Source organism: Mitsuokella jalaludinii DSM 13811, from assembly GCF_000702905.1.
Lineage (GTDB): Bacteria > Bacillota > Negativicutes > Selenomonadales > Selenomonadaceae > Mitsuokella > Mitsuokella jalaludinii.
Window position 1 is genome coordinate 1 of record NZ_JNKR01000015.1, and the last position, 17331, is coordinate 17331.

The window sequence follows — 17331 nt, forward strand, 5'->3', positions numbered from 1 at the left end:
ATCTGCAATGCACGCCACGATACGGCCATGTTCGAGTTGCCGGATTCGACGGCAGGCCGTCGCGGCCGTCCACCAAAGTATGGTAAACGCTTGATGCTGGACGAGATTGCCAATGATCTCACGAATTACCTTTGCCGGATGGACAACTATTTTGTTGCTCACCGTCTGGTGAAAACGCGCATCTTTGGCGACCATACCGTCCATGCCTATGTGACGTTGAGCAAGAGTGGCTCGTACCGTCTCTTTTTCAGCACAATAGATCCGATGGCGCTGCATATGAGCATTGCTTGGCAGGAGAACAAAGGACTCCGCAACACCAGTTCCAAGCATATGGCGATTTCCCCGCTCAAGCTCTACAAGCTCCGCTGGGGCATTGAGACGAACTACTACGAGCAGAAGATGTTCTGGGAGCTCGGCAGCTACAAAGTTCGCACAAGGACTGCGATTGAGCATCTGCTGAACCTGACGAATGCCGGACACGCTCTTATGAAGATCCTGCCGTACGAGGACGAGCGGCTGAGTGCCTACCAGGACAAGAGCCCGCAAGAGCTGCGGCACGCACTGAGCCAGCAGATCCACAAGGAAGTATTTTTCGCCACTTTGGTGTCCAAAGCCCAAAGTAGCATAAATTCAAGCACATTGCTCAGGGCCTTGCAAGCATTGGCTCGGGGCGATGAGCAAGCGGCTTAAAAGCTGTAAACTGCTGTATTCTAATCACGAGCCGCATCTTCGTCATCATCTCGGATGCCATGCGCTACGAGGTCGCCGCGACGCTCGCGCAGGAGCTCGAGCGCGACATCCCGAGCGAGGTCCAGCTCACGAGAGCTACCAGTCCATGTTCCCGAGCATCACGAAGTTCGGCATGGCAGCGCTGCTGCCGCACAAGGAGCTGACAGTCGCGCCAGCGGGAAGCGGCCTCGCCGTACTCGCCGACGGCCAGTCGACCGAGGCTCCGAACCGCGACGCTGTGCTCAAGGCCGCCAATCCGAAGAGCGTCGCCCTCAAGGCCACGGACATCATCGCCATGAAGCGCAGCGAGCGCTCTGCCAAGGTGCGCGGCATGGATGTCGTCTACATCTACCACGACACCATCAACGCAGCCAGCCACACGGACGACAAGAAGGTCTTCCCCGCCTGCGAAGAGGCCATCGCCGAGCTCAAGAACCTCGTGCGCATCATCGTCAACGAGTTCACCGGCACGAGCATCCTGCTGACAGCCGACCACGGCTTCCTCTACACGATGAAGCCCCTCACCGAGGACAGCAAGGCAGGGAGCGGTCTGCAGAAGGACCAGGTCATCGAGCAGGCCCGCCGCTACGTCATCACCACACCGGACGCCGAGTCCGATCACCTGCTGCCCGTGAACTTCATGAAGGGCGCTGCGCCCTACAAGGCCTTCGCGCCACGCGAGCAGAGATCCGCCTGAAGATCAAGGGCAGCGGCCTGAACTTCGTCCACGGCGGCGCCAGCCTGCAGGAGATGGTCGTGCCCGTCATCGACTTCAAGCACATCCGCTCCGACTCGGCCGCCTACAAGAAGCACGCCGAGCAATACGCCATGAAGCCCGCGAGCGTCCGACTGCTGAGCTCTGGCCACAAGGTCAGCAACATGAGCTTCAGCCTGAACTTCTACCAGGTCGAGGCCGTCGGCACAGGCTTCATCCCCGCGAACTTCGACGTCTACTTCACCGACGCCTACGGCAACGTCGTCAGCGACATCCAGAAAATCATCGCCGACAAGGTCAGCCAGGAAAATGCCGACCGCATCTTCCGCTGCACCTTCAACCTCAAGGCAGGCGACTACAACCGCAATGCCGAGTACTTCCTCGTCATCCACAACACCGACAACGGCGAGATCGTGCAGAAAGTCTCCTTCCAGATTGACACCGTCTTCCAGAAGGATGACTTCAACTTCATGGAGTGATTCTCTGCAAAAATCAAGGAGCCGCATGACAGCACGTCATGCGGCTCCTTTCTTGCACAAAAAGTCCCACCGGCCAAGGACCGGTGGGACTTGTATGTTCGTGTAAAGCGAGTGATTAACGCTTCGAGAACTGGGAAGCCTTGCGGGCTTTCTTGAGGCCATACTTGCGGCGCTCTTTCTCGCGCGGATCACGCGTAACGAAGCCAGCCTTCTTGAGGGCCGGACGGAGCTCTGCGTTCATTTCCATGAGCGCGCGGGTGATGCCGTGGCGGATTGCGCCAGCCTGGCCCGTGACGCCGCCACCAGCAACGTTTGCGATGACGTCGTACTTATCAACCGTCTCCGTGAGGTTCAGCGGCTGACGAACGATGAGTTCGAGAGTCTTGAGACCAAAATACTCTTCCATGTCGCGACCATTGATCGTGACTTTGCCCTCGCCTGGAACCAGACGAACACGGGCAACGGACGATTTTCTGCGGCCAGTGCCGTAGTAGATGACTTCTGCCATGTGTTATGTTCCTCCCTTTCCAGATTAGCGGATGTTCAGCTCAAGCTTCTCCGGCTTCTGAGCTGCATGCGGATGCTCCGGGCCAGCGTAAACGCTGAGCTTGCGGTACATCTGAGCGCCGAGACGGTTCTTCGGCAGCATGCCCTTGATTGCATGCTCGAGAACGCGCTCCGGGAAGCGCTCCAGCATGTGGCCAGCCGTCGTGAACGTCGTGCCACCCTGGTAACCGGAATGACGGAAATACGTCTTATCCGTGAGTTTCTTACCCGTGAACTTTACTTTCTCTGCATTGATGACGATGACGTAATCACCCGTATCAACGTGCGGAGTAAAGGTCGGTTTATTTTTACCGCGAAGAACTTTTGCGACTTCAGCTGCGAGGCGGCCGACAGTCTGGCCTTCAGCGTCTACAACGTACCATTTGCGCTCGATATTGGATGCATTTGCCATAAACGTTGTCTTCATGCGATTTCCCCCCTAGAGTTTTTTCAATGTCAATTATTCATGTAGTATGATGTATCGAAACAGGCTTCCGGGGCTAATGGAAACGCTCGTCCATGACATCACATAGAATTATTCTAAAGAAAAGTCCCGAGAAAGTCAAGGGATTTTTCACCAGAAAATAAAATTAATCCACAGTCCCCTGTGCATACTTCAGATGTCCTGTGCCATTGAGCAGTTCGACTGTCGTGCCGTGCTCGGTGTACGTCACGATGTTGACGGCCGTGTTGAACTGGCGGATGGTCCAGACGTACTTGAGGTCCATGTGCAGGGCGGCCGTCAGGATGGTGCGCAGGATGGCGCCGTGCGCAAAGACGGCAACGGTCTGCTCAGGGTGGCAGGCCACGATCTTCTCGACGGCATCGAGCGCACGCTCGCGCAGCTTCGGGAAGCTCTCACCGTGCGGGATCTCGAGGACGTCGGGATGCTGGAAGAAATTATTGAGGGCATCGGGCCACTTGGCGACGATTTCGTCGTACGTCAGGCCCTCCCAGTCGCCGAAGTTGAGCTCGCGCAGCTCGGGGCGCGGCTCGACTGTCAGGCCGAAGCGGTCGGCGACGCAGCGGGCCGTCATCATGGCGCGCACGAGGTCGCTCGAGTAGACGGCCTCCACCTTGTCCACGGGGAAGTGTGCCGCAAGCTTCTCAGCCTGCTCGATGCCGAGCGGCGAGAGTGCGATGTCCGTCTGGCCCTGGTAGCGGCCGAGCACATTCCACTCGGTCTGGCCATGGCGCACAAAAATGATCTTTGTCATAGGAACTCTCCAATCCATCCAGAATCTATCCAAAAATAAGGTCATGGGTCCATGCGGTCAAAATCCCGCCAGGCGGCGAGCAGTGCCTCGTTCTCTGCGCGCGTGCGCACGGCGAGGCGCAGGAAGCCCGGCGCTAGACCGGGGTAGTGCTGGCAGTCGCGCACGAGGATATGGCGCGCGCGCAGATACTTTACGAGCCGTTCTGCCCGCTCCGCGGGAGCAAGCTTCACGAGGATGAAGTTGACGCTCGGCGGGAAGACGGTGACACCGTGCAGAGCGGCCAGTGCCTGAGCCAGGCGCGCCTTCTCCCCTGCGATGAACGCGCGCGACTCTACCTGATAGGCCGTGTCGGCAAGCGCCGCCACGCCCGCGGCCTGCGCGAGCACGTTGACATTCCAGACGTCCTTGGCTGCCTCCATCCGCGCGAGCAGCGCGGGGCTGCCGATGGCGAAACCGAGGCGCAGGCCGGGGATTGCGAAGAACTTCGTTAAGGAGCGCACGAGAAAGAGATTTTCTAGACGCTCTTGGCGCACGGTAAAGCGCGCCTCATCCTCGCGGAAGTCGAGGAAGGACTCGTCGACGACGAGCTGTGTGCCGAGCGGCAGGAGCTCCCGCGCGAGGTCTGCAATGGCCTCGCGCTCCACGAGCGTGCCCGTCGGGTTGTTGGGGTTGCCGATCACGATGCAGTCGGCCTCGACGCGCCGCGCTTCCTCTGCCAGGAAGATGAGGTCCGGCTCGAAGCCCTCCCTCTCCTCGAGCGGGCTGTACGACACGGCAGCGCCCGCGGCATGCGCGGCCCGCTCGTACTCGCTGAAGGCGGGCACAGGCAAGAGGACACGCTTCGGCCGCGTGACGAAAGCGTAGAGGTAAAAGAGTTCCGCCGCGCCGTTGCCGAGGATAAAGTCGCCGGGAGCCCTGCCATAATAGGCAGAGAGGGCCGTCCGAAGCTCGCGCATCGCGGGGTCGGGATAGTGGATGACCCCGTCGAGATGCGCCGCGAGGGCCTCTTTCACGCGCGGCGAAAGGCCGAGCGGATTGATGTTGGCCGAAAAGTCAAGCCATGGCTCTCCATCTGCCGTCGGCTCATAGACATTGCCGCCGTGGACAAAGCGAAGTTCTTCCTGCATCATGCATCATCCTTTCTCATATATTCTATACCACCGCTGCGCATCAAAGAGATGCCGAGGCAGGTGAGCTCGGGAAACTGCCGGACAAGGTGTGCCGAGCGGCACTCGATCTGCCCGCGCGCCATCTGCGATGGCCAGATGACGCCGATGACCGTGCCGCTGTGCGCGGCCACGAGCCCCAGAGCACCAATGTCCCTCGCCTGCTGCAACAGGGCTTCGAGGCAATGTTTTGGCAGTCGTGCCTGATTCCAGAGCGCACTCTGCGTCGCGGCCTCTGCCATGCGCCTCTCTCCCTCTGCCAAAGCTTCGAGCAAGTCCGTCCAGGGACGGCTGCCGCGCTCTCCCGCTATTGCAGCACAGGCATGGCAGTCGGCCGTGTCGACCGTGCCGCCCGTATCGAAGATGGTCAGGTACGGATGCGAGAGACGACGGTAAACGCGCTGCACGCGCCCCGTCACCTGATTGAGGCAGACGATGCCCGGGAGGAAGACGGCGTCCGTCGGCTCGACCTGCACGGCAAGGTGCAGGATGGCCTCGGGCGCGAGCGGCCGCCCGAGCGCAAGCGATGCGGCCGCGAGGACGGCGGCGATGTCGGCGCTCGACGAGGCCATGCCCTTGCCCCGCGGCAGCTCGGACGTGAGCTGCATGCCAAAGGGAAATTTCTCGATGCCCGCCTCGCGCAGGTAGAGCTGCAATGCGCACCGCGTCTTCTCACCGAGGCCGATGAGCCCCTGCAGGGAAGTTGCGGCCCTGACTGTCGTATAGCGCGCGATCGGGCAGGTCACGAGGAAAGGCTCGCCGCGATGCCAGCCCTGCAGCAGCTCACCGCAGGACCCCGGCACTCGCACTGTGACATCCAACACTTCCATCACGTCCATCGAATCCATCACATCCAGAGGAAGCAGCCCGCGCGGTCAAATGGGAGCACGGCGAAGAGGAACAGGACGAAGAGCACGAGCACCTCTGTCATGAGCTCGATGGCGCCGTAGACATCGCCCGTCAGGCCGCCGAGCTTCTTTTCCGCATAGCGGCCAAACAGGAAGGCAAAGAGCAGCCCGATAAGCAGGGCGGCGATGGCGGCAATACCCCACGGCGCGACAAAGACTAGCGAAGTCACGAGGCCGATGAGGACTGCCCTGCGGTCGGCCATCGCCGCAAAGGCCTGCCCCATGCCGCTCGGACGCGCGTACGGGAAGTGCGCGACGGCAAGAAGCATGGCCATGCGGCCGATGATGGGCATGATGAAGATGCCGATGAGCAAGACGGGCGCCGGCAGGTCGAGCAGCAGCGACCAATTGAGCAGCAGCAATCCGGCAAACGCGGCGACGCCAAATGAACCCGTGCGGCTGTCCTTCATGATCTCGAGCATGCGCTCGCGGCTGCGGCCCGAGAAGAGGCCGTCCACCGTGTCCATGAAGCCATCGGCGTGCAGGCCGCCTGTCAAGAGGAGCGGCAGCAAGACGAGGATGGCCTTGCCCGTGTAGGACGGCAGGCCGAGGAAGGCCAGGCAGGCGAGTGCAGCCAGCAGGTAGAGCGCGCCGAGCACGACGCCGACGAGCGGGAAGAAGCGCGTGCTGCGGCCGAAATCCTCCGCCGTCAGGTTCTCCTGCCGGACGAGATGGATGCGCGTGAGGAACTGAAGTGCAGTCAGAAAGCTTCGCAATGTGATTCTCCTTTAATATCCCATGCACTTCAAGAGCGCATAGGCAAAGATCAGAAAAAGGACGGTCGCCGTGTACATCATGCGGATGGCCTCCATGATGTGCTTGGGGGCCGTGCGCTCGATGGCCTCGCCCATGTAGGCGCGGAACGACTTCTTGCCGAAGTACGAGTTGATGCCGCCGAGCCGGATGTGCAGTGCACCGGCCACCGTCGCCTCCGCATAGCCGCCGTTCGGGCTCGGGTGCTTGGCGGCATCGCGGCGCATCATCTGCATGGCATTGCGGGAGTCGAAGCCCAAAAGCCAGGCTGAGATGATGAAGAGCACCGCGGTGATGCGCGCGGGGATGTAGTTGAGCACATCGTCGAGCTTCGCCGCGGCCTTGCCAAAATAGAGATACTTCTCGTTCTTGTAGCCGATCATCGAATCCATCGTGTTGGCCGCGCGATAGAGGAAGGCCAGCGGCACGCCGCCGATCACGAAGAAGAAGAGCGGCGCGATGACACCGTCGACCGTGTTCTCGGCGATTGTCTCGACGGTCGCGCGCGCGACCTCCGACTCATCGAGCTCCTCTGTGTCGCGCCCGACAATCCAGCCGACGGCCTTGCGCGCCTTGTCGAGCTCATTCGTCAGGAGCAATGCGTAGATGCCGCGGCCGGCCTTCGCGAGGCTCTTGGGCGAGATCGTGAAGGCGAGCAGCAGAGCCTCGACGGCCATCGTGCCCCACTCCCACGGAATGGCGTACGAGAGGTAGATGATGCCCGCCGCCACATCGTAGGTGATGAAGAGCACGAGCAGCACGAGGATGGCACCGCAGAGGAATTTCTTCTGGTCGCCGTCCGCCTCGCGGTAGTAGAGCCGCTCGAGGAAGGAGATGAGCTTGCCGATCAGCACGACGGGATGGAAGCGCGAGCGCGGATCGCCGATGATCGTGTCGATGATAAAGGCAAAGATCGCAACGTTCATTCGCACTCCCCCCTATCGCACTGCTCTTCTGCCATCTCCGCCATAATGGCTCTGACTCTTTCCATATCCAAGGCACTCTCGACGACGTCGGCCAGATGCTCGTAGGCGCGCTCTTTCTGCTGGCGGCGATTGCGCTGGATGGCGAGCGGCGGCAGGCCCTTCTGGATGCGCAGCGTATTGATGAGCTGGCGGCGGAAGGCGTCGTCGTCGAAGAGGCCGTGGATGTAGGTGCCGAAGACAAGGCCGTCCTCGCGCAGCGCACCGTCCCAGCGGCTCGTCTCCCCCCTCTCCGCATGGATGTAGAAGGGATGGCGCACGGGCGCAGTGAACTCCGTCTCGCCCATATGGATCTCGTAACCGGCCATCCCGCGGCCCAGAAGCGTGCAGCCAAAGAACTCCATGCCCGGGCAGTCGGCCGTGACCTGGCGCGTGTGCTTCTGCTCGGCAAAGGTCGTCTTCATCGGCAGGTAGCCGAGTCCCTTGACCTCGCCGTGCTCCGACTCCACGCGATGCGGGTCGGCAATCGCTTCGCCGAGCATCTGGTAGCCGCCGCAGATGCCGATGAGCGGCGTGCCCCCCTCGACGCTCGTGCGGATGGCCGCCTCGAGGCCCGACTCGCGCACGAAGAGCAGGTCCTCCGTCGTGTTCTTCGAACCGGGCAGGATGATGAGGTCGGGGCTGCCGAGCTCTTCTGGCCGGCGCACATAGGTGACTTCGACGTCCGGCTCGTCGGCGAGCGCGTCGAAGTCCGTGAAGTTCGAGAGCTTCGGCAATTCGATGACGGCGATGCGGATCTCGGCCTTCTTCTCCTGCTTTTCCTCACGCTCTTCGAGCGAGACGGAATCCTCGTCATCGATGCCCATGTCCTCGATGTAGGGCACGATGCCGAGCACTGGCTTGCCCGTCTTCTCCTCGAGGAAGTCGATAGCTGGCGTGAAGAGCGAGACATCGCCGCGGAACTTGTTGATGACGAGCCCCTTGACGAGCGCGCGCTCTTCCTCATCGAGGAGTTCCAGCGTACCGACAAGCGAGGCCAGTGCGCCGCCGCGGTCGATGTCCGCGATGAGCAGCACGGGTGCCTGCAGGTATTTTGCCACGCGCATGTTGACGATATCGTGCGACTTGAGGTTGACTTCAGCGGGGCTGCCGGCCCCTTCGACGACGAGCGTGTCGAAATCCTGCTGCAGGCGCGCGAGGGCCGCCTTGACCTCGCCGAATGCCTCGAGCGAATAGCCGGCATGGTACTCCCGCGCGCTCATCGTGCCGATGGAGCGGCCCGCGAGGATGACCTGCGAGCGGGAATTGCCCGTCGGCTTCAAGAGCACGGGATTCATGTCCACCATCGGCTCAAGGCCGGCTGCCTCCGCCTGCGCGACCTGCGCCCGGCCCATCTCCAGGCCATCCTTCGTGACATACGAGTTGAGCGCCATGTTCTGCGCCTTGAACGGCACGACGCGCCGCCCTTCGCGGTAGAAGATGCGGCAGAGCGCCGTCGTCAGGATGCTCTTGCCGACGTGCGAACTCGTGCCCATGAGCATAATGGATTCCAAAACCATGCCTCCTATCTGTCTTATCTGTCTCACTGGAACATATCACTTGATGCGCAGCGGGATGCCGCAGAGCACGGCGTAGACTGCATCGGCGGCCGCGGCGAGCTGCTGGTTCGAAAGGCCCGCGAGGTCGCGGTAGAGACGCGCGAGGCGGTTCTCCGGCACGATGCCGGCCCCGACCTCATTCGTCACAAAGAGGACTTCCGCCTCTTGGGGCAGTCCTTGTACCGCCTCGACAAGTGCCGCCATCTCGCCCCGCACGAGCGCGGTCAGGTGCGCCTCATCATACGGCTCCGCCTCGCGGCAGAGCATGTTGCTGAGGTAGATGGTCACGCAGTCAAAGAGGATGACGCCGTGCTCCCGTCCCGCCTCACGGATGACTGCAGCTGCCTCGCGCGGCGCCTCGTACGTCTTCCAGCCAGCGGGCCGTCGGCTGCGGTGCAGGGTGACGCGGTGCGCCATCTCCTCATCCCAGACCTCGGCCGTCGCGATGTAGGCCACGCTACCACAGCTCTCGCGAGCCAGCTGCTCGGCAAACGCGGACTTGCCGCTGCGCGCGCCGCCCGTGACGAGGATCATCTTGCCCATGAAGTGCAAGCCTCCACAAAGTGAGCGGCGGCCTCCGGGCAGCCGGCGAAGTGCAGGTGCAGGTAGCTGCCGAGCACGTTCCCGCGGCTCGCGCCCGCCTCATAGCGCTCGCCCGTGCGCAGCTTCTCGAAGCGAAGCGGGCGCTTGCCCTCGACAGCGTCCTCCGAGAAGTGGAACTCGTGGCCGCGCAGCTTCGTGCCGGCCTTGCCGAGCACCGTATCCCCCATGAGCTCGGCCTCGACGTAGCCGACCATCTGGAGCTTCTCTTTCATCGCTGCCTTGCCGGGCAGCACATCGCACATCGCGTATTCCGTGCCCGTGAAATCCTGGAGCGAGTGCATGAGGTACATGTAGCCGCCGCATTCTGCGTAGATGGGCATGCCCTTTTCCGCGGCCTTCTTGATGGAAGCGCGCATTGCGGCATTTTCCTGCAGCTTCGCGGCGAACATCTCGGGAAAGCCGCCGCCGAGGAAGAGGCCGTCGACATCCGGGAGCTCTGCGTCGTGCAGCGGGCTAAACGGCACGAGCACCGCACCTTCATGCTCGAGCACGGCGAGGCTGGCCGGGTAGTAGAAGGAGAACGCCTCATCGCGCGCGATGCCGATGCGGCACGAGCGCTCCGCCACCTGCCCGAGGTCAAACGGCTCGGCCTCGAGCTCCGGCGCGAGGCAGGCGAGGTGCAGGATGGCCTCGATGTCGAGCGACTTGGCGACGGCCGTGCCCATCGACTCGATGGCCTCGCGCTCCCTCTCGTTCTCGGCGGCAGGCACAAGACCGAGGTGGCGCTCCGGCATCTTGAGCGAGTCATCGCGGTGCAGCGCGCCGAGCACACGGATTCCCGCATCCTTCATGGCGCTGCGGATCATCTCCTCGTGCGTCGCGGAGCCGAGGCGGTTGAGGATGACGCCGGCGAAGTCGACCTCGTGGTCGTAGTCGCGGAATCCCTGCGCGATGGCCGCGGCCGACGCGCCCATCGACTTGACATCGAGCACGAGCACGACAGGCGCCTTGAGCAGCTTGGCGATGGAAGCCGTCGAGCTGATGCCCTCGCGGCCGCCGTCATAGAGGCCCATGACGCCCTCGATGACGGCGATATCCGAGCCGTCCATCGCCTTGGCGAAGAGCTTCGGCAAGACCTGCTCCGGCACGAGCCAGCTGTCGAGGTTGTGAGCGGGCCGGCCGCTGGCCATCGCGTGGTAGCCCGGGTCGATGTAGTCGGGGCCGACCTTGAAGGACTGGACCGCAATGCCCTGCTCGCGCAGCGCCGAGAGAAGCCCCGTCGCGATCGTCGTCTTGCCAGAGCCGGACTGCGTCGCGGCAATCACTAAGCGTGGAATCGAATAGCGCATGATAAACCTCCTGATGAATGACTGAATCCTATCGAGACGTGCATCTGGTACATCTTACACAAGAAAAATCAATCGCGGCTGTTGTCGATCTCATAGAGCATCGCGTTGACAGCTGCAGCGGCAATCGGACTGCCGCCCTTCGTGCCCTCGACCGTGATGTAGGGCACGAGACGATTCTCGGCTAGTGCCTTCTTGGAGTCGGCCGCGCCGACGAAGCCGACGGGGATGCCGACGATGCAGGCGGGGCGCACGCCCTCTTCGCGCACAAGGCGCAGGACCTCGAAGAGCGCCGTCGGCGCATTGCCAATGGCAACGACGCTGCCCGTCAGCGCTGCTCCGAAGCTGCGCATGGCGGCAAGCGAGCGCGTCACGCCCTGAGCCTTGGCCTGCGCCGCGATCTCCGGATCCTGTATCCGGCAGTGGACCGCTCCGCCAAATGAGGCGAGCTTGCGCTTGTTGATGCCCGTGCGGACCATCTCGACATCCGTGTAGATGTCCGCACCGCCGCGCAGAGCCGCGATGCCTTCCTCCACCGCCGTCTCTGAGATGCGGATGATCGGCGCGTATTCGACGTCGCCGGCCGCGTGGATGATGCGCGAGTATACCTTCTTCTCGGCTTCGCTCAGGGAAAGTCCCTCGATGTACGGCGCGATGAGCTCCATGCTGCGGCGCTCGATTGCCATCGGCTGCTTGATAAATTCCATCATCAATCCTCCAGATTGTTCACAAAAGAAAGGACATCCTCATAGCAATGCACGAGGCGGTCGTACGCGAGGACAGGTCGGTCGATGACGACGACGGGCAGGCCGAGCTCGACGGCCGCCGCGATCTTCGTGTCCGTACCACCGATCGCGCCGCTGTTCTTCGTCACAACGACGTCCGCCCTGTACTGGCGGAACATCTCCCGATTGAGCGCTTGCGAGAATGGCCCCTGCATGGCGACGATCTGCTTCGGCGAAAGACCAAGACCCTCACAGAGCGCGATGACTTCGGCCGTCGGCAGCACGCGCGCGATCAGCGTGCAGTCCGAGAGAGCCGGCGACTCGGTGAACTGCCGCAGGTTGCGGCTGCCCGTCGTCAGGAAGACGACCTTGCCGCGCCGCGAGGCTTCCTCAGCCGCCTCCTCGTACGAGTGAACGAGGCATATCGCCGAACGCCACGTATCCTCGAGCTCTGTCAGCGACCGCTCGTAGCGCAGATACGGGATGGCGAGCGCACGGCAGGCCGCCATCGCGTTCTCTGAGACGTTCACGGCATAGGGATGGCTCGCGTCGACGAAGCAGGATGCCCGGTGCTCGCGCAGATAAGACTCCAGCGCCTCACGGTCCAGTGGCTTGTCGTTGATGGTCAGTCTCTCGCTGCCGCAACGCTTGAGCAGCTGCTCGCCGTAATGGCTGACGACAGAGGCCGTCACACGATGGCCCGCGTCGAGCAGCAGCTTCGTGAGTTCGCGCCCATCCTGTGTCCCCGCTGCGACAAAGATCATAGACCGCTCTCCTTCCTGCCGTAGCCGCGCGGCGTCAGCATCCATCCTTCCTTGACGTATGTCTGGGAGTTGCCGATGATGACGAGCGAGAACATGTTGATCGTCTCCTTCGTGAAATCCGCGAGCGTCGAGATGGCCTTTGACTGCTCCGCACGGCTCGCCGCGGTCACGATGCCGACAGGCGTCTCAGGAGCCCGGTGCTTCAGCACGATGCGGCGGATCTCCTCGATCTGCTGCACGCGCTTCTTGCTCTTCGGGTTGTAGAGCGCGATGACGAAGTCGCCGGCCGCCGCCATCTCCGCGCGCTTGCAGATGGTCTCCCAAGGCGTCAGAAGGTCCGAGAGGCTGATGACGGCGAAGTCGTGCATGAGTGGTGCGCCGAGCACAGAGGCCGCTGCGTTGACAGCCGATACGCCGGCGATCACGCCGCCAAAATCCGGGCGTTCTGCCGACGGCTTCTGCAGCACCAGTTCGAGCACGAGCCCGGCCATGCCGTAGACGCCGGCATCGCCGCTCGAGACGACGACCGTCTCCTTTCCCGAAGCAGCCGCTTCGACTGCCATGCGGCAGCGGTCGATCTCCTGCATCATGCCCGTGCCGATGACTTCCTTGTCTGATTGGCCCGCGAGCAGCGGCTCGATCAGGCGGATGTACGTCGTATAGCCCGCGACGACCTCCGCGCGCTCGATTGCCGCGCGCGCCCGCGGCGTCATGTCGAGAAGACTGCCCGGGCCAATGCCCACTACTGTGATTCTTGCCATATTTACTGCTCCTTGTTCTGCCATACGAGTGCCACCGTCACTCTCTCAAATCTTGTCTTGCCGAGCGCCATGCGCCCGCCTCCTGCCGCAAGAGCCGCCGCCTCACAGACGTTGCCGATGCCGATTGTCTGCCGCACGAAATCGGACTCCGCGAGCCCGTACCGCTCGATGACGGGCTGCAATTCTTCATTCGTGTAAAAGGTCAGCGGGATGCAAAGCTCTGCCGCTGCTTCGTGAAGCCCCCTCTCCTCCTGTTTGAACACAGTCGACGAGAGCGAGCTGATGGCCGCGAGCGGCATGGCGATGCGCGAGACGGCCTCGCGAAGTGCCGCGAGTATCGCGTCCCTCGACGCCCCCTTGCGGCAGCCAACGCCCGCGCGCAGCATCATCGGGTGCAGGAAGAGTCGGCCTGCCCGTCTCCCGCAGGAATCAGGGCTGATGATGACCTGCATCCCTTCATCCTGCTCTGCCGCGCCAAAGTCGCAGACGGAAAGGCCGCGCTGCCGCAAGGCCCCTTTGTAGGAGCTGGCCAGATGACAGCGGGGATCGACGTAATAAGCGACAGACCTTCCGCGCAGCAGGGCGCTGTTAACGGCCTGGATGGCCTCGTGCGGCTCGGGGAAGAGACCGAGTTCCATGCCCAGCGCGTCAGGCGCCACGATTCCCTCGACATCGGTCGCCGTCGTGATGACAGGCTCTGCGCCGAGCGACGCTGCGAGCTCACGCGCCAGGCGGTTCGCCCCGCCGACATGGCCTGAGAGCAGGCTGATGACGTGCTGCCCGCGCTCGTCGAGCACGAGGACGGCGGGGTCCTCGAGTTTGCTCACGAGGTGCGGCGCGATACTGCGCACGGCGATGCCAGACGCCATGATGAATACGAGCGCATCGTAGCGCGCAAAATTCTCCTGCACCGCCGCGCGCAGGCGCCCGAAGGTCTGCGCCCCCTCGACGGGATGGCGGCTGCTGACAAAGAGCACAGCCGAACCTCCTAAGGCAAGCTTCACCCGCATTGCCATCTGCGCGCCCGCCTCTGTCAGCGCAAAGACGGCCGTCCTCATCGGCTCGCCTTGCGGAACATGTGCGAGAACTCCGGCGCGTAGAGGCGCGAGAGCTCGTAGTCCGCGCCGAGGCAGCGGCTGACAACGATCATCGCCGTGCGGTCAATCTTGGCCTCAGCTGCCTGCTCTGCAATCGTCGCGAGCGTACCGCGCACGATCTTCTGCTCAGGCCACGACGCCTTCTGCACGATGGCGATTGGCGTGTCCGCCGCGTAGCCGCCCGCCATCAGTTCAGCGATGACCGTCTCGAGCATCGTGATAGAGAGGAAGATGCACATCGTCGCCTGATGCGCGGCGAGTGCGCGCAGCTGCTCGCGCTCCGGCACAGGCGTGCGCCCGGCCTGACGCGTGATGATGACCGTCTGCGAGATGCCGGGCAGCGTGTACTCCTGGCGCAGAGCAGCGGCCGAGGCAAGGAACGAGCTAACGCCCGGCACGACGTCGTAAGCGATGCCTTTCTTCGCCATCGCATCCATCTGCTCCTGGATGGCCCCGTAGATGGCGGGATCGCCCGTATGCAGGCGCACCGTCATCCTGCCCGCGGCCTCAGCCTCCTCGATGACCGCAAGGACTTCCTCGAGCGTCATCTTCGCCGAATTGTGGATGACGGCGTCCTCGCGGCAGACACCTAATAGCGCCGGGTTGACGAGCGAGCCCGCGTAGATGACGACATCCGCTTCTTCGAGATAGCGCCTGCCCTTGACCGTGATGAGCTCCGGGTCTCCGGGGCCGGCTCCAACGATGTGTACCATGAATCAAACCTCCTTCGTGCAGGTAATGATGTAAACGGGATTCTGTGCATCGGCCATGTCGTAGGGTCCCACACGGCGCAGGCGGCTGACCTGCACCTGGATGGCCTCGTAGCGGTAGACCGCCTCATGCGCATGGAGGTAGTCGAGCGCCGCCGCCAATGTCTGCACGGTGATGCAGTTGAGCACAAGGCGGCCGCCCTCGCGCATTTTCCCTGCCACACAGTCAAGTATCGATGCGAGATGGCCGCCGCTACCGCCGATCAGCACGGCGTCGGCCAGCGGCAAGTTCTCGAGGCCAGCTGGTGCCTCCGCCTCAATGACGGATAGATTCTCGAGGCCGAAGCGCTCGCCATTCGCCTCAATGAGGCGGATGGCTTCTTCTTTGCGCTCGACGGCATAAACATGGCCCTCTGGCGCGAGACGCGCCGCCTCGATGGAGAGCGAGCCCGTCCCCGCGCCGATGTCGTAGACGATATCGCGCGGCCCGATCTGCGCCTTGACGAGCGTCAGGATGCGAATCTCCTGCTTCGTCATCGGCACCTTGCCGCGGACGAATGCCGCATCCGGCAGTCCCAGCTTCATTTGCAGTCCCCCTCTTTCTTTTCCGTCTCGTCCACCGCGATCAGGATGACGCCGCCCAGCTCAGGCAGCTCCTGCGCCTCGGACAATCGCGTCGCCACAATCTGCTCGTCCTCATAAGAAAGACGCGCACAGATGAAGAGGCGCGTCTCTGGCGGCCAGCCGTGCGCGAGCAGCACAGCCGGTATGGTCTTCGATGTGAATGTCCTGTCGGTCAGCATGCCGAGCACACTGCCGGGATGATAGGCGAGGCGCTCTGCCGCGGGCTTCCTGCCGTGGAACGACAGCAGGCGCGCCTCATGCCACGGCAGGGCAAGCCGCGCAAAGGCCAGCTGCATGGCGCTGAGTCCCGGTATCACGCGGAGGCACGCGGGCGGGAAATGGCGGCGCAGCGCGTCGAGCAGCGAGAAGTAGCCCGGATCGCCCGAAACCATCACCACGACGGATGACAGCTCCAGCTTCTCGCGGATGAACTGCATGACAGAATCGATGTCGCCCGTCACGGCCATCGTCAGCTGGCCTTCGCCCCGCGGCCGCGCGAACTGCGCGAGCGCGCGACGGCCGCCCACGAGGACCTTCGCCTCGCGGATGGCGCGCTCTGCCGCCGGCAGCATGTAGTCGGGATGGCCCGGGCCGATGCCGGCCACGATGATCTCATTCATGTTTCTCTCCTGCTCCTATTTGCTGATATGCCAGTGATACTTCTCCCCGATCTCGCGCGCCGTCTCATCCATGCCGAGCAGCCTGCCCTGCAGTGTCACCATGGCGACGCCCACCTTCATCTTGCCGAATAGGTAGCGCTCGGCGCGCACCGAGGCGCGCTCCGCGATGGCACGGCAGACTGCCTGCTCGAGTCCCGCTTCGCGCAGGACAGTCAGGGCGTCCTCCGTCGTATTGCTCGCGAGCACGCGGCGCGCGCCTTCGGTGCTGAGCCCCGCGGCTGCCGCATAGGCGGCAATCGTCTCGAGGCGCGCATCTGCGATGCGGTTGTGTGTGTAGAAGACGCCCGCTGCCACCTTGCTGAGCTTGCCAATATGTCCAAAGAGCATGACGCGGGCAATCCCGCGCTCCGCAGCCCTCTCGAGCATGAAGCCGATGAAGTTGCTCGTCTGCACGAGCCGATTCTGCGGCAGGCCCCATGCCTTCGCCAAGTTCTCGCCGATCTTGCCGGGCACGAAGATGAGCTCCTCTGCCCCAGCCGCGCGCGCGACATCGATCTGCGGCACGAGCGAGTTCTTGAAGCCCTCTTCTGACATGGGCCGCAGGACACCCGTCGTGCCTATGACAGAGATGCCACCCTTGACGCCGAGCACGGGGTTCAGCGTCTTCTCGGCCAATCCTTTCCCCGCCGGGATTGCAATGGTGACATGCAGGCCGTCGCTCGTGCCGAGGACATCAGAGGCCGCGCGGCGCATGAGCTCGCGCGGCCCGGGATTGATGGACGGCTGGCCGACGGGGACCGAGAGGCCCGGCTTTGTCACCGTGCCGATGCCCTCGCCTGCGGCGAACGTCATCGCACCTCCGTCCTCGTGACGGACCGTCGTAAAGACGGAAACGCCGTCCGTGATGTCGGGGTCATCGCCCGAGAACTTGACGACCTCTGCACAGATGCCCCCCTCCGTCTGCGTGACTGCCTTGACGGGAATCGTCAGCTCTGTGCCGTCGAGCGCCGTGAGATGGACTGTCTGCCAGGGTCTCCCTGCTTCGAAGAGCAGTGCCGCCTTGACGCCGGCCGCCGCACAGGCGCCTGTCGTATAGCCGTTCTTCAT

The 17331-nt window shown here is 63.0% G+C and carries 21 protein-coding genes and 1 pseudogene; 4 read left to right on the forward strand and 18 right to left on the reverse strand.

All coding sequences use genetic code 11. The annotated features are described in order from the left end of the window. The 4 genes and pseudogenes from T518_RS07960 to T518_RS11435 all read left to right on the forward strand — a co-directional run. A partial coding sequence (locus T518_RS07960; RefSeq protein WP_036377960.1) for an IS701 family transposase occupies nt 1-690 on the forward strand: 690 nt, incomplete at its 5' end. A 35-nt stretch (nt 691-725) separates the two neighbouring features. Further along, nucleotides 726-893, forward strand: a complete 168-nt coding sequence (locus T518_RS12460) for a hypothetical protein (RefSeq protein ID WP_353936041.1) — start codon at nt 726-728, stop codon at nt 891-893. Then, nucleotides 833-1426: pseudogene (locus T518_RS11430) on the forward strand (PglZ domain-containing protein); the annotation flags it as partial. The gene T518_RS12460 and the pseudogene T518_RS11430, both read left to right, overlap by 61 nt. A gap of 59 nt (nt 1427-1485) precedes the next feature. Next, a complete protein-coding gene (locus tag T518_RS11435; protein WP_148485451.1) occupies nt 1486-1923 on the forward strand; it encodes a hypothetical protein in 438 nt (145 codons plus the stop codon). A 115-nt stretch (nt 1924-2038) separates the two neighbouring features. Here T518_RS11435 and rpsI read toward each other — a convergent pair whose 3' ends face one another. From rpsI to cbiD, 18 genes are all read right to left on the reverse strand, one after another. Beyond that, the gene (rpsI, locus tag T518_RS07970) at nt 2039-2431 is read right to left on the reverse strand and encodes a 30S ribosomal protein S9 (protein ID WP_005838873.1); all 393 of its coding nucleotides are present in this window, start codon (nt 2429-2431) and stop codon (nt 2039-2041) included. A 24-nt stretch (nt 2432-2455) separates the two neighbouring features. Continuing rightward, nucleotides 2456-2896: a 50S ribosomal protein L13 gene (gene rplM, locus T518_RS07975; RefSeq protein WP_036377963.1), complete on the reverse strand. Its 441-nt coding sequence runs from the start codon at nt 2894-2896 to the stop codon at nt 2456-2458. A gap of 163 nt (nt 2897-3059) precedes the next feature. Then, nucleotides 3060-3686, reverse strand: a complete 627-nt coding sequence (locus tag T518_RS07980; protein WP_036377965.1) for a histidine phosphatase family protein — start codon at nt 3684-3686, stop codon at nt 3060-3062. Between the two features lie 41 nt (nt 3687-3727). After that, nucleotides 3728-4816 carry a threonine-phosphate decarboxylase CobD gene (cobD, locus tag T518_RS07985; RefSeq protein WP_036377967.1) on the reverse strand — a complete coding sequence of 363 codons (1089 nt, stop codon included), beginning with the start codon at nt 4814-4816 and terminating at the stop codon, nt 3728-3730. Continuing rightward, the gene (locus tag T518_RS07990; RefSeq protein WP_248617173.1) at nt 4813-5682 is read right to left on the reverse strand and encodes a GHMP family kinase ATP-binding protein; all 870 of its coding nucleotides are present in this window, start codon (nt 5680-5682) and stop codon (nt 4813-4815) included. Before T518_RS07990 ends, cobD begins: the two co-directional genes overlap by 4 nt. Before the next feature lie 17 nt (nt 5683-5699). Then, nucleotides 5700-6476, reverse strand: a complete 777-nt coding sequence (gene cobS, locus T518_RS07995; protein ID WP_036377969.1) for an adenosylcobinamide-GDP ribazoletransferase — start codon at nt 6474-6476, stop codon at nt 5700-5702. Nucleotides 6477-6488: 12 nt separating this feature from the next. Beyond that, complete coding sequence (gene cbiB, locus T518_RS08000; protein ID WP_036377971.1) at nt 6489-7439, reverse strand: adenosylcobinamide-phosphate synthase CbiB; 951 nt, start codon at nt 7437-7439, stop codon at nt 6489-6491. Next, nucleotides 7436-8995: a cobyric acid synthase gene (locus T518_RS08005; protein ID WP_036377974.1), complete on the reverse strand. Its 1560-nt coding sequence runs from the start codon at nt 8993-8995 to the stop codon at nt 7436-7438. The genes cbiB and T518_RS08005 overlap by 4 nt, the downstream gene beginning before the upstream one ends. Before the next feature lie 36 nt (nt 8996-9031). Next, nucleotides 9032-9577, reverse strand: coding sequence for a bifunctional adenosylcobinamide kinase/adenosylcobinamide-phosphate guanylyltransferase (cobU, locus tag T518_RS08010; RefSeq protein ID WP_036377977.1), 546 nt, complete (start codon nt 9575-9577; stop codon nt 9032-9034). Beyond that, the gene (locus T518_RS08015) at nt 9565-10926 is read right to left on the reverse strand and encodes a cobyrinic acid a,c-diamide synthase CobB (RefSeq protein ID WP_036377980.1); all 1362 of its coding nucleotides are present in this window, start codon (nt 10924-10926) and stop codon (nt 9565-9567) included. The genes cobU and T518_RS08015 overlap by 13 nt, the downstream gene beginning before the upstream one ends. 68 nt (nt 10927-10994) lie before the next feature. Beyond that, on the reverse strand, nt 10995-11630 hold the full coding sequence (locus T518_RS08020; RefSeq protein WP_036377982.1) for a precorrin-8X methylmutase: 636 nt from the start codon (nt 11628-11630) through the stop codon (nt 10995-10997). 2 nt (nt 11631-11632) lie between these two features. Next, nucleotides 11633-12412, reverse strand: a complete 780-nt coding sequence (gene cobK, locus T518_RS08025; RefSeq protein WP_036377985.1) for a precorrin-6A reductase — start codon at nt 12410-12412, stop codon at nt 11633-11635. Further along, nucleotides 12409-13173 carry a precorrin-3B C(17)-methyltransferase gene (gene cobJ / locus T518_RS08030; RefSeq protein ID WP_036377989.1) on the reverse strand — a complete coding sequence of 255 codons (765 nt, stop codon included), beginning with the start codon at nt 13171-13173 and terminating at the stop codon, nt 12409-12411. Before cobJ ends, cobK begins: the two co-directional genes overlap by 4 nt. A gap of 2 nt (nt 13174-13175) precedes the next feature. After that, a complete protein-coding gene (locus T518_RS08035) occupies nt 13176-14150 on the reverse strand; it encodes a cobalt-precorrin 5A hydrolase (RefSeq protein ID WP_341459365.1) in 975 nt (324 codons plus the stop codon). Nucleotides 14151-14227: 77 nt separating this feature from the next. Next, complete coding sequence (gene cobM / locus T518_RS08040; RefSeq protein ID WP_036377993.1) at nt 14228-14983, reverse strand: precorrin-4 C(11)-methyltransferase; 756 nt, start codon at nt 14981-14983, stop codon at nt 14228-14230. 3 nt (nt 14984-14986) lie between these two features. Further along, nucleotides 14987-15565, reverse strand: a complete 579-nt coding sequence (gene cbiT / locus T518_RS08045; RefSeq protein ID WP_036377995.1) for a precorrin-6Y C5,15-methyltransferase (decarboxylating) subunit CbiT — start codon at nt 15563-15565, stop codon at nt 14987-14989. Beyond that, nucleotides 15562-16224: a precorrin-6y C5,15-methyltransferase (decarboxylating) subunit CbiE gene (cbiE, locus tag T518_RS08050; protein ID WP_036377998.1), complete on the reverse strand. Its 663-nt coding sequence runs from the start codon at nt 16222-16224 to the stop codon at nt 15562-15564. Before cbiE ends, cbiT begins: the two co-directional genes overlap by 4 nt. A 15-nt stretch (nt 16225-16239) precedes the next feature. Next, nucleotides 16240-17331, reverse strand: a complete 1092-nt coding sequence (gene cbiD, locus T518_RS08055; protein ID WP_036378002.1) for a cobalt-precorrin-5B (C(1))-methyltransferase CbiD — start codon at nt 17329-17331, stop codon at nt 16240-16242.

Excerpts from the sequence above, each read along its gene's own strand:
- rplM (WP_036377963.1), bottom strand. The coding sequence starts at position 2,896 with ATGAAGACAACGTTTATGGCAAATGCATCCAATATCGAGCGCAAATGG.
- cobM (WP_036377993.1), bottom strand. The coding sequence starts at position 14,983 with ATGGTACACATCGTTGGAGCCGGCCCCGGAGACCCGGAGCTCATCACG.
- cobU (WP_036377977.1), bottom strand. The coding sequence starts at position 9,577 with ATGGGCAAGATGATCCTCGTCACGGGCGGCGCGCGCAGCGGCAAGTCC.
- cbiB (WP_036377971.1), bottom strand. The coding sequence starts at position 7,439 with ATGAACGTTGCGATCTTTGCCTTTATCATCGACACGATCATCGGCGAT.
- T518_RS07990 (WP_248617173.1), bottom strand. The coding sequence starts at position 5,682 with ATGGAAGTGTTGGATGTCACAGTGCGAGTGCCGGGGTCCTGCGGTGAG.
- cbiD (WP_036378002.1), bottom strand. The coding sequence starts at position 17,331 with ATGAAGAACGGCTATACGACAGGCGCCTGTGCGGCGGCCGGCGTCAAG.
- T518_RS08005 (WP_036377974.1), bottom strand. The coding sequence starts at position 8,995 with ATGGTTTTGGAATCCATTATGCTCATGGGCACGAGTTCGCACGTCGGC.
- cobD (WP_036377967.1), bottom strand. The coding sequence starts at position 4,816 with ATGATGCAGGAAGAACTTCGCTTTGTCCACGGCGGCAATGTCTATGAG.
- T518_RS07980 (WP_036377965.1), bottom strand. The coding sequence starts at position 3,686 with ATGACAAAGATCATTTTTGTGCGCCATGGCCAGACCGAGTGGAATGTG.
- T518_RS08020 (WP_036377982.1), bottom strand. The coding sequence starts at position 11,630 with ATGGAATTTATCAAGCAGCCGATGGCAATCGAGCGCCGCAGCATGGAG.
- cbiT (WP_036377995.1), bottom strand. The coding sequence starts at position 15,565 with ATGAAGCTGGGACTGCCGGATGCGGCATTCGTCCGCGGCAAGGTGCCG.
- cbiE (WP_036377998.1), bottom strand. The coding sequence starts at position 16,224 with ATGAATGAGATCATCGTGGCCGGCATCGGCCCGGGCCATCCCGACTAC.
- cobK (WP_036377985.1), bottom strand. The coding sequence starts at position 12,412 with ATGATCTTTGTCGCAGCGGGGACACAGGATGGGCGCGAACTCACGAAG.
- rpsI (WP_005838873.1), bottom strand. The coding sequence starts at position 2,431 with ATGGCAGAAGTCATCTACTACGGCACTGGCCGCAGAAAATCGTCCGTT.
- cobJ (WP_036377989.1), bottom strand. The coding sequence starts at position 13,173 with ATGGCAAGAATCACAGTAGTGGGCATTGGCCCGGGCAGTCTTCTCGAC.
- T518_RS08015 (WP_036377980.1), bottom strand. The coding sequence starts at position 10,926 with ATGCGCTATTCGATTCCACGCTTAGTGATTGCCGCGACGCAGTCCGGC.